The organism is Pantoea sp. sgz302252 (genome assembly GCF_047713085.1).
Lineage (GTDB): Bacteria > Pseudomonadota > Gammaproteobacteria > Enterobacterales > Enterobacteriaceae > Scandinavium.
The window spans coordinates 1-15,206 of sequence record NZ_JBLFJW010000056.1; the positions used below are offsets into that span (position 1 = coordinate 1).

Sequence of the window (15,206 nt, forward strand, 5' to 3'; positions counted from 1 at the left end):
GATGAAAAGATGGCCGCAATCCACAAAGCGCTGGACGAATGCAGCGCAGAGCACCCGGTCTTTTATGAGGATGAAGTGGATATCCACCTCAATCCGAAAATCGGTGCAGACTGGCAGCTGCGCGGGCATCAAAAACGCGTGGTGACTCCAGGGCAGAATGAAAAATATTATCTGGCCGGAGCGCTGCACAGTGGTACGGGAAAAGTGAGCTACGTAGGTGGCAGCAGCAAAAGTTCATCATTATTTATTAGTCTGTTAACGCATCTGAAAGCGACATACCGGCGGGCGAAAACAATCACCCTCATCGTGGATAACGACATCATCCATAAAAGCCGTGAAACGTTGCGCTGGCTGAAAGCCAACCCGAAGTTCAGGGTGATTTATCAGCCGGTTTACTTGCCATGGGTGAATCATGTTGAGCGGCTCTGGCAGGCGCTGCACGACACGATAACCCGGAATCATCAGTGCCGGACAATGTGGCAACTGCTGAGAAAGGTTCACCATTTTATGGAAACAGTCAGCCCATTCCCCGGAGGAAAACATGGTCAGGCAAAAGTGTAGCGGTATTAGGCGCAGCTATTTAGCAATTGAAAGATTGAGATTGCCCTTGCCAACCGGAGGTACGAAGAAATTGCTCCCAGGTCAACGTTTGTGGGTTAATGTTCCTGCTCCACATCAGATCGCGCTCTTTACGATAATAGCCGTATTCAATTGTATATTCTGCCATTTGCACAATTTCTTCAGTCAACCCTTCCATACCTGCGTAGGACGGAAAATGGTGCAATAAGTCTTTACGCGTGATGGCTGGACTATATTTTGCTTTTATTCCCGTCACACGAGAGAAGGTTTCAACCATCTCCTGGGGAGAAATAATTTCACCAATGACAGGGAGTGAACAACCCGCATATTTTTCCGGATGCTGAAAAACTTCCAACACTGCTGGCCCTGTTGCAGTCAACGGATCAACAAATGCCGCCCGGAAATCTGCGGGCAAATAAATAGGGAATACTAACGAATCGCCTTCTTGATAGGGTGGATAATACTCCAGTAGATTTGTGTAAAAGAATGCCATGTAAATAAATGAACTCTTGATTGGCAAAGTACGAATGTACTCCTCAATCCTGGCTTTATCCGTAAAATGGGGGACCCATTTCTTCCCGTCAGTCATTTCATCAACATTCTCAAGACTGCTGAAAATCAAATGTTGTACTCCCGCCTCTACCGCTGCATCTGCAATTTCCTTTCCCAATGCACGCTCATTCGTTGAGGCGAATGGCGCATCTGGTGGCATGCCTGGTGTTATCATAAAGACCCCATCAGCTCCCTGAAAAGCCTCAATAAATTTCAATTTATGACCAGGTTCAAGGGAAACCTGAACAAGTTCCGCCCCGAGACCTTTCAGTTCTTGTGCTTCAGGCGAGTCGATGCGACGGGTTAAGCCACGAACGCGATAAAGCTTACTTTCCAGCAAAGATCGAACGACACTTCTCCCTTGCTTGCTGAGCGCGCCGACCACAGTGATGAGGGGTTTGGTATTCACTTGCATACGTTTATTCCTGATTTATTTGAACGCTGAGCTTGAATTATCAGGAGTGATAAGAGATAAGTGAAATTGATTGATTTATATTTAGGAATCCATCAAATGGATACCAGACGAATTGATTTAAATCTGTTACTGACACTTGAAGCTTTGCTTGCAGAAAAAAATGTGACAAAGGCAGCCGCACGATTGCACCTTAGCCAGCCTGCTGTCAGTGCACAGCTCAGTCGCCTCCGGGAAATGTTTGATGACCCGTTACTCATTCCAGCAAGGCGTGGAATGACGCCAACAGAGAAGGCTCTTGAGCTGTTAGTTCCGCTACGCGAAGCACTGGATAAACTGCGGCTTACTCTCAATTCGCATAACGATTTTCACCCTGACCGGGCTAAATTGACCTTAACCATTGCCTGTACTGATTATATTCAGGCCACGACAGTCATACCGCTGGTGCTTATGCTACGGAAAAAAGCGCCGGGAGTGCGCATTGCGGTACGTCATCTTGATATGACACAGTTAGACCAGCAGTTGGCCAGCGGTGACGCAGACTTCGTCTTTGCATCACATGACGCCTTCCACACACAGCTGCGCACCCACCACTTGTTTGATGAAGACTACGTTTTGATCGGGCGGGCCGGACATCCTGCGCTTAATGCAAAACTCTCTATGGAGGAATTTGTAAAGCTGGAGCACGTTATCGTTTCTCCTTCCGGGGGGAGTTTTACGACACCCATTGATGAGGCACTTGCCACATTTGGATTTAAACGCAATGTTGTGATGTCGGCTGCTTCATTTTTGTTTATTCCTGAAATCGTGTTGAAAAGCGATATGGTCTCGCTTATTCCCCGACGTTTATCGCAAGTCATTCAGAGTGAACTCACCATCATAAATCTCCCTTGGCTCGCAGAAAAATTTGATGTTTGTATCATTTGGCATGAACGCAGCCACAGCCACCCTGGACATCATTGGGTGAGAGAAGAGATTATTAACATGTATAGTAGTGAGGGGCTTAAGCAGGCAAAGCAAAAAACCGCCTGACGGCGGTTTAGCATTGCTGTTACTGGCATGGTTCGATAAGTCTGAAACTGATTAAAATCAGTGCTTTATCATCACATGCCGAACCACGGTGTAATCTTCCAGGCCATACACCGACATATCTTTGCCGTAGCCTGAGAGTTTTTGTCCGCCGTGCGGCATTTCGCTGACCAGCATGAAATGGGTGTTCACCCAGGTGCAGCCATACTGCAAGCGTGCGCTCATGCGGTGCGCGCGCCCGACGTCTTTGGTCCACACTGACGAGGCCAGCCCGTATTGTGAGTCGTTTGCCCAGCCCAGAACTTGCTCTTCTTCGTCAAACACGGTGACGCTGACGACCGGGCCAAACACTTCGCGCTGCACGATATCGTCTTCTTGTTTTGCGCCAGCCAGCACGGTTGGCTGGAAGAAATAACCTTTGCCGTCCGCTTTGGCGCCGCCGGTGACGACTTGCACGTGGCCAAGGCTTTTGGCTTTTTCAACTGCCTGTGCGACGCGGCCGAGATGTGCTTCTGAGCTCAGAGGGCCGAGTTCGGTGCTTTCATCATCGGGTGCGCCCATTTTCAGGCTTGCCACGGCCGCGCCCAGTTTTTCTACCAGCGCGTTGTAAATGCCTTTCTGCGCGTAGATTCGGCAGGCGGCGGTGCAGTCTTGCCCTGCGTTATAGAAACCGAAGGTGCGCACACCTTCCACAACAGCGTCCAAATCCGCATCGTCGAAAACGATAACGGGTGCTTTGCCGCCCAGTTCCATGTGTGTACGTTTGATAGACGATGCGGTGTGCGAAATGATGTGCTCGCCTGTGGCAATCGACCCTGTCAGCGAGACCATGCGCACTTTTTCATGCCCGGTCAGCGGGTCGCCAACGGTTTTCCCGCGCCCAAACAACACATTAATTACGCCTGCCGGGAAGATGTCTTTCGCCAGTTCCGCCAGTTTCAACGCTGTTAACGGAGTGATTTCAGACGGTTTGATGACCACGCAGTTGCCTGCCGCCAGCGCCGGAGCCAGCTTCCACGCGGCCATCATCAACGGATAGTTCCACGGCGCGATGGAGGCGACAACGCCCACCGGATCACGGCGGATCATTGAGGTGTGCCCTTCCAGATATTCACCTGCCGCCAGGCCGTTCAGACAACGGGCCGCGCCCGCGAAGAAACGGAAGACGTCAGCCACAGCAGGCAGTTCGTCGTTGATCACACAGTGCAGCGGTTTACCGCAGTTGAGCGATTCCAGTTTGGCGAATGTTTCCGCGTGCTCGTCAATCACATCGGCCAGTTTGAGCAAACACTCAGCGCGAGCTTTTGGCGTGGTTTGTCCCCATTCCACAAAAGCACGATCGGCAGCCAGTACCGCAGCATCCACCTGTTCGGCGGTCGCTTCGGCTATCTCAAGGATCACTTCGCCAGTGGCCGGATTATAGACAGGCTGTTTCTCGCCTTTGCCTGCGACCAGTTCGCCGTTTATCAATAAGTTGTGTTGCATATCCTGCTCCCTACTTGTGCAATTATTTACCGCTTCCGGCGACCGTTTCGCCGTCGCGTGTCAGCCACCAGGCCCCCAGAATCGGAAGGGTTGTCACCAGCATCACCAGCAATGCCACCACGTTAGTCACCGGCACATCGCGCGGTCTGCCTAACTGGTTGAGCAGCCACAGCGGCAAGGTGCGCTCATGGCCTGCGGTAAACGTGGTGACGATGATTTCATCAAACGACAGTGCGAACGCCAGCATGCCCCCTGCCAGCAGCGCTGAACCGAGGTTCGGCAGCACCACATAACGGAAGGTTTGCCAGGTGCTGGCGCCTAAATCCATCGATGCCTCCACCAGACTCCACGATGTCCGGCGGAAACGAGCGATAACGTTGTTAAACACCACCACCACGCAGAAGGTGGCATGCCCGACCACAATGGTGAAAAAACCTGGCTCCAGATTGATGGCTTTAAAGGCCGTCAACAGCGCCAGACCCGTGATGATCCCCGGTAAGGCAATCGGCAACAGCAACAGCAGCGAGATGGCATTCTTGCCAAAAAACTCGCTGCGCCAGAGGGCCGCTGCAGCAAGCGTGCCAAGCACCAGCGCAATCACGGTGGCCAGTGCAGCAATCTGAAGTGACAACGTCACTGCGTCGAGAATGTCACTGCGCCCTGCGGCCACGCTAAACCAGTGCAGCGTCAGCCCTTTCGGGGGAAAACTGAACGCCGCGTCTTCGGTGTTGAAGGCATAGATAGCGATGATGGCGAGCGGGAAATGCAGGAAGATAACCCCGCCCCAGGCCGCCAGTTTCAGGAACCACGGTGCTCGTTCAGAGTGCATCGAATGCTCCCAGACGTTTCACGAACGCCAGATAAAGGCTAATCAGGACGATGGGCACAAGGGTGAATGCAGCCGCCATCGGCATGTTGCCAATCGCCCCTTGCTGGGAATAGACCATCTGACCAATGAAGTAGCCTGGCGGCCCGACAAGCTGCGGCACAATAAAGTCACCTAACGTCAGCGAGAACGTGAAGATAGACCCTGCTGCAATGCCCGGGATCGCCAGCGGTAACACCACGTAGCGAAACGTCTGGCGAGGATAAGCGCCTAAATCCGCTGAGGCCTGTAAAAGCGACGGCGGCAAACGTTCCAGCGCGGCCTGAACCGGCAGGATCATGAACGGCAGCCAGATGTAGACGAACACCAGGAAACGCCCGAGCCCGGATGTCGACAGCGTATTCCCGCCCACCGCAGGCAGCAGCAGAAACTCGTTCAGCAACCCTTCCAGCCCCATGTGCCCAAGAAACCATTGCGCGACGCCATCTTTCGCCAGCAGCAACGTCCACGCATACGCCTTGACGATGTAACTCGCCCACATCGGCAGCATTACGGCGATATAAAAGAACGCTTTCCATTTGCCGCTGGTGTAGCGCGCCATGTACCACGCCATCGGGAACGCCAGAATGGCGCTGGCGAGTGTCACCGATATCGCCATCACCAGCGTGCGCACGATAATGTCGTAGTTTGCCGGGTTAAACAGCGCTTTCAGGTTCGCCAGCGTGAGATCCGGCGTGACGGACATCGTAAAATCATCGAAGGTGTAAAACCCCTGCCACAACAATGTCAGCAGGGAGCCGAGATACACGATGCCAAACCACATCAATGGCCCGAGCAGTAACAAAAACAGCCCGAGCGAAGGTTTGCGCCATAACAGACCGGAAAGCCGATTACTGCGCGGAGTGGAAGGAAGCGGTGCGATACTCATGGTCATTTCACCTCCCTCCGTCCAGCGGCACCATGGCCTCCCGTGACCACGAAGCCAGCACAGTTTGCCCCGGCGTTGGGCCATCCGGCTGTGCGCCACCGCTGAAGTTCCCCTGGCTCACCAGCAACTTTTCCCCGCCTGCCAGCCGGATTTCATAGCGAGTCGCTGCGCCCTGATATTGCACCGCCTGCACCACGCCGTTGACCTGTATCTCACCTGCGGTATCCAGCCGGATGTGTTCCGGACGCAATGACCACTGGCCCGTCATGCCGCAAAGCTTTTCAGTCATGCTGACATCAAAGACGTTAGAGGTACCGACAAAGCCCGCCACGAAAGGTGTTTTCGGGCGCAGATAAAGCTCGCGCGGAGTATCAACCTGTTCGATGCGACCGTTGTTAAACACCGCCACGCGATCGGACATCGACAGCGCTTCACCCTGATCGTGGGTGACGAAAATAAAGGTGATGCCCAGCTCCTGTTGCAGCTTTTTCAACTCAAACTGCATCTGTTCCCGCAGCTTGAGATCGAGCGCGCCAAGCGGTTCATCCAGCAGCAATACGCGCGGCTGATTCACCAACGCACGAGCAATCGCCACGCGCTGACGCTGGCCACCAGAAAGCTGGGAGGGTTTACGGGATTGCACAAAACCGAGCGCGACTTTCTCTAACGCTTCCTGAGCCATCGCGTGGCGTTCCTTTTTGCCAATGCCTTTCACCATCAGCCCGTAGGCGACGTTATCGAGAATCGACATGTGGGGAAACAGCGCGTAGTCCTGGAAAACGGTATTGACGTCACGCTGCCAGGGTGGCAGCTCGCTGGCCTCTTTACCGAAGATTTTGATGGCCCCGCCGGAAAGCTGTTCGAAACCAGCAATCAGCCTGAGGCAGGTCGTTTTGCCGGAGCCCGAAGGCCCCAGCATCGAAAAGAACTCTCCGTCGCGGATGGCGATACTGACACCATCCACGGCACGAACATCACCATACAGACGCGAGACGTCCTGAAATTCTACTGCGTACGTCATGCTTCACTCCCGGGCGTTAACGACCACCCATAATGGCGATGTAATCTTGCGTCCAGCGGCTGTAAGGCACGTACTTACCGCCTTCAGCGATAGGTGTTTTCCAGAAGGCAATTTTGTCGAAGAAGCTGTAGCCGTTGGTTTCACAGCCTTTGTCACCCAGCAAGGTGCTGGCTTTACAGCCTTCTGGCACCACAGGGAGTGAGCCAAACCAGGCAGACACGTCGCCCTGGACTTTTGGCGTTAACGACCAGTTCATCCATTTATAAGCGCAGACCGGGTGTTTGGCTTCTGCATGCAGCATGGTGGTATCAGCCCAGCCGGTGACCCCTTCTTTCGGGAAGACGGTCGCCACTGGCTGGTTATCGGCTTTCAGACCGTTCGCCTGATAAGGCCACGAGCTGGAGGCTGCCACACCTTCATTTTTGAAGTCGCTCATTTGCACGGTGGCATCGTGCCAGTAACGGTGAATCAACGGATGCTGATCGCGAAGCACTTTCAGCACAGCGGCATATTGTTCTTCAGTGAGCTGATACGGATCTTTAATGCCTAACTGTGGCTGCGTGGCTTTCACGAACAGCGCCGCATCAGCGATATAGATTGGCCCGTCATAGGCCTGTACGCGGCCTTTATTGGATTGACCGTCCGGTAATTTTTGTTCGACAAACACCACTTTCCAACTGTCAGGGGGTGTCGGGAAGATTTTGGTGTTGTACATCAGCAGGTTTGGCCCCCACTGATACGGCGTGCCGTACACTTTGCCGCCCACGTTAAACCACGCCCCTTTTTCCAGACGAGGATCGAGGGTTTTCCAGTTGGGAATCAACGCCGTGTTAATCGGCTGAACGCGCTTGCCCATAATCAGACGCAAAGAAGCATCGCCGGAAGCCGTCACCAGATCGTAACCGCCTTTCGCCATCAGGCTGACCATTTCGTCAGACGTTGCGGCTGTTTTCACGTTGACCGAACAACCGGTGTCTTTTTCAAACTGAGTCACCCAGTCATAGTTTTTATCTGTCTGGCCGCGCTCGACATAACCGGGCCAGGCAATAATATCCAGACGCCCTTCGGCTTTACCGAGCGACGTGGGTGGTTCGGCGGCTTGTGCTGTCATGATAGTCAAACCCAACGCGCACAGGCTGCTGCGGGCAAATTGTTTGCTCATCGTGTTGTTACTCCTGTCAGAATTAATCAGGCGGCAGCCGTGCCGTAAAAATATGTCCCCTTAATAACCGTAGACGGCGGAATGCTGGCGCACAGGGTCCAACCCGGAAATTTCACCAGGTTGTGACAAAGGGCGCATTACGCTGAAAATCCAGTCAGTTATCTGAACTAAATGCAGTATAGACAAGGTGTCAGGCGGGATATGCAAATATGCATATTTCCTATGAACAGCCCCAACGAAATAATGCGTCGATTATCAGCAAAATAATTGACGGGTTATTTTCATTTCGAGAAAAAGATATTCAGGAAATAAGAATGTTTATTCTCTGATCATGTCGGTAATCAGTTGACCGAGGATTTTTACGCCCTGCTCTTCTCTGTCGCTCCAGCCCCAGGCAGTGTTAAAGCGAAAGAACGAGGCCCAACTGTCTGCGGTGGAAAACATTTTCCCCGGCGCGATGCTGATTTTGTGTGTCAAAGCGCGCGCGCCAAGTTCTCCGGCATCCACGCCCGGCGGCAATTCGAGCCACAAAAAATAGCCGCTGTCGTTATGATGGATTTTCACTTCGGCAGGCAAATGGCGTAACAACGCCTGCCAGGCCTGATGTTTGCGTTCCGCGAGCTGACGGCGCAAACGGCGCAGGTGCGCGTCGTAACGTTTAGTGCCCAGATAATCGACCAGTGCCATTTGCATCGGCGAGCTGGTTGAGAGCGTGCTCATTAACTGTAGATGCTGAATTCGCTGCGCGTGTTTGCCTGCTGCCACCCAACCGATACGAAAGCCCGGCACCAGACATTTCGAAAATGAACTGCAGTGTAACGTCATATCGTCGCGATCCCAGGCTTTGGCGGGCAGCGGTTTTTCGCGGCCAAACCATAACTCGCTGTAGACGTCATCTTCAATCAACACCACGTTATGCTCACTGAGCAACGCGACGAGCTGTGCTTTTTTCTCCGGACTCAGGGTAAAGCCTAACGGATTCTGGCTGTTGGTCATCAACCAGCAGGCTTTCACCGGGTACTCTTTCAGCGCTTGTTCCAGCGCCGCCATGTCGATGCCTTCTTTTACGTCCGATGCCACCGACAACGCTTTCAATTTCAGCCTTTCGAGCGCTTGCAGAGCTCCATAGAAGCACGGATTTTCGACAATCACCCAGTCGCCGGGTTCGGTTACCGCTTGCAGACTAAGATTTAATGCCTCAAGAGCTCCGGCCGTAATCACAATCTCGTCGGGAGAGATATTCATGCCCTGCAAGGCGTAGCGGCGGGCAATGGCATGCCGTAGCTCGGTGTTCCCCGGCGGCAGGTTTTCAATCACGCTCATGGCCGTCGCGGTTTTACTGACCTGCGCCAGCGAGCGATTGAGTTGCTGTAAAGGAAAGAGTCGGGGATCAGGGAAAGCCGAAGCGAACGGCAACACGGCGGCATCGCGGCTGGCCTGCAACACACCAAAGATATAGGTGTTGATATCCACGGCTTCATCGCGCATGACCTGCGCAGGCGGCAGGGCTTTCTGGGCTTTCACCGGACGCGGGGCAACATAATAGCCAGACTGCGGGCGAGCAATAATGCGCCCCTGGCTTTCCAGCAACTGGTAGGCATGGCCCACCGTCATAAAACTCATGCCACTGATCGTCACCTGTTTACGCAGCGAAGGGAGCCTGTCGCCTGGCTGCCAGACCCCAAGGGCTATCTGTTCGGTGATCTGCTGCGCCAGTTGCTGGTATTTTTTCATGACGGCCTTCCGGGCTTGTTATAACAGATGCATATGAGAATCACTCTACCACAACTGTTATACATCAGAGCCAGAAAGATCAGCTTTCATCTGAACTTTGACACTCTCGCCATCACTCAGCATAATAATATATTTCAATTGTCATCATCACTGATATTGTTGTTCTTCGTCGGTAGAGACAAGCGCTTTACCTGATTATTACAGCGCACCTTTCCTCCTTACAATAAAAATAAACAACTGCAATGGCGGATTTATTTATTCGTACAAATACGCCTCTTTTCCATTCCTGGCAAATAAGTGTATCACCGCCTTCTGGCGGTATTTTTATACGAATGAGTGGGATTACACTTCTATATAATTTACTGAAAAACAGGGGAGGATTTAAAGATAAGAAAAAAGAGAGAAGACAAGCAACGGCCTTCTGCCCTGAACTGCCTGCACATAAAGCCAGTCTGACCGTTGCTTGCCTTGAATGACTTCCCAGCCACTCAGGGGTGCCCGTCATCGCAGGCTGGGAAGTAAACCAGAAACTACCCCCTCGTTACACTGAGGGCAGTTATTTTTCAACTGGGCACCGAGGGAACCAACCTATCGAAACTGAATGCAGCAGCACTTAGTATTGGAAGATGCCCATGTGAAAAATAACTTTCCTTGAATTAAATGGCATTCAATTGAGTGCAAACAACGGACTACCCAATGAAAGAATGATGACTCAACTTAATTTATTTTCGCTCATGCGAATGCCACCTAATGACTTAATAATGGAGGATATTATCTCCGTTGTTAAGTGCTATAAAGAATAGCGAATGTCTCATCAAAACTCAATAGAATGGCTCGTTCGGATTTTTAGTAAAAAAATCGCATTTTTTGATTGTCATTTTCAATAATAACATTTATCCCTTGCTGACAAACTGTTATAGCTAAAACCTAAGTTACTGTGTATATCACCGAAGACTCGCCGCCTTTAGCCTACAACTGTTATGGTTTCTCTTCGGAGTTCAGCATATGAGTGCGGCGGGGTTTAAGGCCTGAAGGTTGAACTTTATCCGTTTAAACAGGTGGCGATGGGGATGAAGGCGCTGGTTGCTTAGCGGATTGAGGGTAATAAAAGAGCCGGGAAGATATAAATTCTTACCCGGCTTTTATTTTAGTTTTTCAATTCAGAGATCCAATAAAGAAAATCGTCATCTGTATATAAATAATCTCGATCAGTTGAGGGTAAGTCAACGGCACCTAATAGTTTTAAATATTTCAGTGTTATTGAATCTTTTATTCTCAGAGAGTCATCTTCAAAAATATTCACAGCCCATTCAGAAACATCAGTTCTCTTTTCCGTGCTGGACAGTAAATTTAATATTTTATTTATAAGATCAATGCGTTGAGGTTCTATGTTCACAATTTCATCGTCTCCCTTGATAATTCCCATCAGCATCGAAGATATGGTGGTTTTTCTCGTGAGTAGGCGGTTTAGGGGCGGCGCTTCTAACATTTCCAGAACCATCTATTGTTTCATACCATGTTCGCTTATTACCTGTTGAAGGATCCCATTCTCTGACCAATCGGGCGCCAGTCATTTCGCCTGGGGTTCTGGATGGTGTCATTTCACCATAAAAGCGATAGCGACCATTCTCTAATTCGCTTACTCCACCACTACCGTACTTTTCATATTGGGTATAATAATCCTTGAGCTTCTGATAATTAGCCGCGTTGTGTGCGCTATTATCAATATCCTCTTTGCACAACCCAAGTGGATCTATCCACCTCAGCGGATTCGCCACATACCCGTAAGGATTAACCCCACCCGCCAGCCCACTAGGATCATAGGAACGATCCCGACGCCATCGTACTTTTTAACACGCCACGACCCGCGTTCTGCCTCGCTTTTTAAAGAGCCAATTTCACATATTTAACAACACATTAGCACGCAACGCCCGACGCGCACTTTGACGCCGGAGGCCAGTATAACGGCGACGGCCGCTGCCGTTAATGTCTTGTTTTGTCCTTGTCTTTTTTTGTGAGCGCCATCATTACCCCTTCATGTAACCCGCGACGGGGCCGCAGCAAGCAGCGGCTTCGGTGCGGGTTGGCCGGGCGCGGGCTGGCGAGGCCCGCTGGCGGCGGCGACTGCGGTGGTTAAGTGACGTGACGCGACCGACAGCAGAGCGAAGCTGTGCGCTGCGCCGGGCTGAAGTGCCACACGCGGGGGCGCCCGACATAATGCAGATTATGCGAACCCGGGCCGCACACTGCGGGCCGGGTTCGCCTGACGTGGCCACCCGGCGCGGGGGCGTATAATCTCCTGCATTAACCCCCGCGCACACCGCTGCTGTCCGGGTAAGAGGTGCGCAGGGAGGCGCGCCTTTTGCCCTGTCCACCGCACTCCGCGGGCTCACACGGATCGCTGCCTAACGCTTCCGTTTTGCCCTGCGCCGCTGCTCCGCCGGATGCGTCTGCGCATGCACCTGCTGAAGATGGCCTATCGCCACCCGCGTGTACACCTGCGTGGTCTCCAGTTTCTCATGCCCGAGGATCGCCTGGATGTGCCGCGTGTCCGCGCCGTTCTCCAGCATCTGCGTTGCCATGCTGTGCCGGAAGATGTGGCACGCCCCGGCCTTCTTCAGCCGCGCCTTGTCGCGGATCTGTTCGCCCGCCATCGCGGTTAAGGTGCTGCGGGCCAGCCCGTGCCCTTTCTGGCTGAGGAACAGGTGGCCGCTGTCGGCCCGGTACGCCAGCTGCGCGCGAACGTCGTACAGATAGCGCTCCAGCCATTGCAGCGCCGCCTGACCCACCGGTACCACCCGATCCTTATGCCCTTTTCCCTGCCGGACGTACACCACGCCGCGCGTGAAGTCCACGTCCGCCAGCATCAGGTTCGCCAGCTCCATCCGCCGGATGCCGGTGCTCCAGAACAGTTCGAGGATGGCGCGGTTGCGCAGCCCGAGCGGCGTGCCGGTGTCGCTGCTGCCCAGCACCTGCCGTGTCTCGTCCTCGCTGAACACCTGCGCCGGAAGGTGATGATCGGGCTTCGGCAGCGCCAGCAGATCGGCGGGATTGTAGAGGATGATGTGGCGTTTCAGCAGCCAGCGGAAGAAGCTCCGGAAGGCGCTGGTTGTTTAGCGGGTTGAAGATGATAAAAAGGCCGGAAAGATCTGACGACCTTTCCGGGTTTTTGATGTATAGCTAATCGGGCAATGCTATTTTTTCAGCAATTATTTCTATAATATCACCTGATTGCATTTCTATATTTAAACTCATATTGCCACATGAGGAGATTCCCGACTTAGCGGAATTAATACTAATGCTTTCTCCCCATTCGTTAAGTCTTGGGATTTTTATCAAAATCAATCCATCAATACGAATGGAAGCCTCTAAAGATTTATTATTTAGCAACGCAATCTTGGCTATTCCAGTAGCCCACTCAACGTTAATGTTTAGCAACGTAAAATCATGCATTTATATATACCCTCTACGGCAAATTAAGCCCAAGGTGGGCATCTGGAGATTCAGGTGGCACTACGTTCCCATTAATATCAAGCCGCTCACCCTGTGGATTATTTACGTGGCTGTGAGGATTAGGCCCATCGGGATGAATCAATACCCTCTGTTTCGATGTTACAGGATCTAAATATGCACCTTTACCCTTCATAGGGTCTGGGCCTTTAGGTATTAATCCCGACTCCCTTGCTATTTTATCAATTTCAGCAGGAGTTTTTCCTCCTATATTTTTTGGATCTATATGAGGAGGTTTTGTAACAGTACGAAGAGGATCTTTATTTTCAATATCCTTTTTGCACAACCCTAGCGGATCGATCCATCCCAAAGGATTAGAAACATACCCGTAAGGATTAACCCCTCCCATCAGCCCTATGGGATCCGATGAGATGTACTGCCCCGTCTCGCAATCATAGTACCTGAACCGGTTGTAATGCAATCCCGATTCCGCATCCTCATATTGCCCCGGAAAACGTAACCGGCATGTGGGGACATCGTCCTTATTGATACCTTCTTCACGGCCCCAGAGCTGCTGTTTCCCCTGCCAGACAATGGTGCCCTCTTCGGATACGACCGACCGTATCTGTCACCACATAATGCAGTTGCCCTTTTTCATAACGCGCCAGCGGCGTGAAATTGCCCGGCTCATATATCCAGTGAATGGCGTTTTCGTCAAGTTTTCCACCAGACGACCGTTGACATCGTACTTCCAGGTGATGCCGTGCGCATTCACCACCTTAACAAATTTCCCTTCTATAGCGCGGCAAGGGATAAGGGTATAACAGTCATTAATAAGTAAAAGTAGCTGGGTGAATTATTTAAACGCCAGCTACATTATATTGTGATGATAATTTCAGACTCTACCTCTATTAATTAAGAGACTTTAGAGTAGATGTTTTTTGGGGACTTAAATAGATACTCAACCCATAATCCAGTTTTCATACCAAACCCCCTAATTATTAAGTCGTTATTAAATGTCATTTCACAAATATCATTTAATTCATCCGATTGCTTAACCCACTTAGCCAAATCATGATCATAACAGGTGATGTTTAAGTCATCCCAAAATTCAATATGTAGGCTACAGTTATCGAACTGCTTCACATGATCACCACTTTCTAAAACAGCACCATTCAAAGATATAATGCAATGTGATTTATCAACCCATTTAGTTTCAAGAACTGAAAAATCAGGAAATGATAATTTATTTGTATCTTTCATAGATATGATATTCATGGTGTTATTTGCCTTATCTCTATATGTGCATCAGGAGAACGAAAATCGACAGCTTTTAGATTTGCATCTAACGGATTTCCTTTTGAATCATATATATGTAAATGATCATATTTTGTGACTTTATCTGCTGGATGAACTTTAGCCATCACATTTCCATTTTTATCTACAAACTCCACAAATCTACCATCAGGGCTTTGGCCTTTCACTTTTAATCCAATTGACTTAAGGTCATCAATAATTTCTTGCCTGGACTTGTTTTTAATATCACGAAGATAGTCCTGTATACTATTTTTGGTTAATCTTGGATTAATATCTGTTTTACATAACCCAAACGGATCAACATATTTCAGCGGATTCTGTACGTATGAATACGGGTTAGTTCCCCCCGCCAGCCCTATCGGGTCATAGGAACGATCCCGACGGCATCGTACTTTTTAACACGCTACCGCCCGCGCCGTTACTGCCTTTCCGGCCACTGCTTTTTACATCTTTAACAACACGTTAGCACGCAACGCCCGACGCGCACTTTTACGCCGGTGGCCAGTATAACGGCGACGCCCGCCGCCGTTAATGTCTTGTTTTGTCCTTGTCTTTTTCTGTGAGCGCCATCATTACCCCTTCACGTAACCCGTGCCGGGGCCGCTGCTTGCTGCGGTTCCGGCACGGGTTGGCCGGGCGCGGGCTGGCGAGGCCCGCAGGTGGCACACCTGCCAGACCGGGGTTTGCTTTTGCATGACCACGCTGAACCCG

Annotated in this window: 14 protein-coding genes and 3 pseudogenes; 3 read left to right on the plus strand and 14 right to left on the minus strand. The window is 51.2% G+C overall.

Features of this window, described 5'->3' with window-relative positions:
* A partial coding sequence (locus ACLW56_RS24270; RefSeq protein ID WP_330986190.1) for an IS630 family transposase occupies window positions 1-561 on the plus strand: 561 nt, incomplete at its 5' end.
* Window positions 562-580: 19 nt separating this feature from the next.
* Here ACLW56_RS24270 and ACLW56_RS24275 read toward each other — a convergent pair.
* Window positions 581-1,546 carry an NmrA/HSCARG family protein gene (locus ACLW56_RS24275; RefSeq protein WP_330986191.1) on the minus strand — a complete coding sequence of 322 codons (966 nt, stop codon included), beginning with the start codon at window positions 1,544-1,546 and terminating at the stop codon, window positions 581-583.
* Between the two features lie 60 nt (window positions 1,547-1,606).
* On the opposite strand from ACLW56_RS24275, the gene ACLW56_RS24280 reads away from it, so the two are divergent.
* Window positions 1,607-2,575: a LysR family transcriptional regulator gene (locus ACLW56_RS24280; protein ID WP_330986192.1), complete on the plus strand. Its 969-nt coding sequence runs from the start codon at window positions 1,607-1,609 to the stop codon at window positions 2,573-2,575.
* A gap of 57 nt (window positions 2,576-2,632) precedes the next feature.
* On the opposite strand, the gene patD is transcribed toward ACLW56_RS24280, so the two are convergent.
* From patD to ACLW56_RS24310, 6 genes are all read right to left on the minus strand, one after another.
* Entirely contained in the window at window positions 2,633-4,057 is a 1,425-nt protein-coding gene (gene patD / locus ACLW56_RS24285) for an aminobutyraldehyde dehydrogenase (RefSeq protein WP_330986193.1), read from the minus strand.
* A gap of 22 nt (window positions 4,058-4,079) precedes the next feature.
* Entirely contained in the window at window positions 4,080-4,886 is an 807-nt protein-coding gene (locus ACLW56_RS24290; protein WP_330986194.1) for an ABC transporter permease, read from the minus strand.
* The gene (locus tag ACLW56_RS24295) at window positions 4,876-5,817 is read right to left on the minus strand and encodes an ABC transporter permease (protein ID WP_415378133.1); all 942 of its coding nucleotides are present in this window, start codon (window positions 5,815-5,817) and stop codon (window positions 4,876-4,878) included. Before ACLW56_RS24295 ends, ACLW56_RS24290 begins: the two co-directional genes overlap by 11 nt.
* Window position 5,818: 1 nt before the next feature.
* Window positions 5,819-6,832, minus strand: coding sequence for an ABC transporter ATP-binding protein (locus tag ACLW56_RS24300; RefSeq protein WP_330986195.1), 1,014 nt, complete (start codon window positions 6,830-6,832; stop codon window positions 5,819-5,821).
* 16 nt (window positions 6,833-6,848) lie between these two features.
* Window positions 6,849-7,994 (minus strand): putative ABC transporter substrate-binding protein YdcS, encoded by a 1,146-nt coding sequence (ydcS, locus tag ACLW56_RS24305; RefSeq protein ID WP_330986196.1) that lies wholly within the window; start codon window positions 7,992-7,994, stop codon window positions 6,849-6,851.
* A gap of 318 nt (window positions 7,995-8,312) precedes the next feature.
* Window positions 8,313-9,728 (minus strand): PLP-dependent aminotransferase family protein, encoded by a 1,416-nt coding sequence (locus ACLW56_RS24310; RefSeq protein ID WP_330986197.1) that lies wholly within the window; start codon window positions 9,726-9,728, stop codon window positions 8,313-8,315.
* Window positions 9,729-9,970: 242 nt separating this feature from the next.
* On the opposite strand from ACLW56_RS24310, the gene ACLW56_RS24315 reads away from it, so the two are divergent.
* Entirely contained in the window at window positions 9,971-10,204 is a 234-nt protein-coding gene (locus ACLW56_RS24315) for a hypothetical protein (RefSeq protein ID WP_330986198.1), read from the plus strand.
* Between the two features lie 671 nt (window positions 10,205-10,875).
* On the opposite strand, the gene ACLW56_RS24320 is transcribed toward ACLW56_RS24315, so the two are convergent.
* The 7 genes and pseudogenes from ACLW56_RS24320 to ACLW56_RS24350 form a co-directional block, all read right to left on the minus strand.
* The gene (locus ACLW56_RS24320) at window positions 10,876-11,229 is read right to left on the minus strand and encodes a hypothetical protein (RefSeq protein WP_330986199.1); all 354 of its coding nucleotides are present in this window, start codon (window positions 11,227-11,229) and stop codon (window positions 10,876-10,878) included.
* Window positions 11,230-12,133: 904 nt separating this feature from the next.
* Window positions 12,134-12,835 (minus strand): annotated as a pseudogene (gene xerC, locus ACLW56_RS24325) (site-specific tyrosine recombinase XerC); the annotation flags it as partial.
* 73 nt (window positions 12,836-12,908) lie between these two features.
* Complete coding sequence (locus ACLW56_RS24330; RefSeq protein ID WP_330986200.1) at window positions 12,909-13,181, minus strand: hypothetical protein; 273 nt, start codon at window positions 13,179-13,181, stop codon at window positions 12,909-12,911.
* Window positions 13,182-13,521: 340 nt separating this feature from the next.
* A pseudogene (locus ACLW56_RS24335) lies at window positions 13,522-13,891 on the minus strand (RHS repeat-associated core domain-containing protein); the annotation flags it as partial.
* A 202-nt stretch (window positions 13,892-14,093) separates the two neighbouring features.
* A complete protein-coding gene (locus tag ACLW56_RS24340) occupies window positions 14,094-14,456 on the minus strand; it encodes a hypothetical protein (protein ID WP_330986201.1) in 363 nt (120 codons plus the stop codon).
* Entirely contained in the window at window positions 14,453-14,662 is a 210-nt protein-coding gene (locus ACLW56_RS24345; RefSeq protein ID WP_330986202.1) for a hypothetical protein, read from the minus strand. The genes ACLW56_RS24340 and ACLW56_RS24345 overlap by 4 nt, the downstream gene beginning before the upstream one ends.
* A 361-nt stretch (window positions 14,663-15,023) precedes the next feature.
* Window positions 15,024-15,206, minus strand: a pseudogene (locus ACLW56_RS24350) (hypothetical protein); the annotation flags it as partial.